The organism is Paraburkholderia sp. SIMBA_054 (genome assembly GCF_046534875.1).
Taxonomy (GTDB): domain Bacteria; phylum Pseudomonadota; class Gammaproteobacteria; order Burkholderiales; family Burkholderiaceae; genus Paraburkholderia; species Paraburkholderia hospita.
The window spans coordinates 1-237 of sequence record NZ_JAWRXV010001699.1; the positions used below are offsets into that span (position 1 = coordinate 1).

Sequence of the window (237 nt, forward strand, 5' to 3'; positions counted from 1 at the left end):
GGCGAGGCCAAGCCGTACGAGTTCATCAGCCTGGCGCCGGCCGGCAGCCTGGCCTCGACCGGCGCGGACATGGCGCGCTTCATGATCGCCCACCTGCAGGACGGCGTCTTCGGCGATGCGCGCATCCTCGGCGCGGATACCGCGCGCAAGATGCACAGCACCGGGCAGGCCTCGGTCGGCACGCTGAACCGGATGATGCTGGGCTTCTATGAAACCTCGGTCAACGGCCACCGCGCG

1 protein-coding gene is annotated in these 237 nt (G+C 69.6%); it reads left to right on the forward strand.

Annotated features, from left to right (window positions below; genetic code table 11):
* Positions 1–237: hypothetical protein (locus SB822_RS60890; RefSeq protein WP_410859627.1), on the forward strand; the 237-nt coding region annotated here is incomplete at both ends.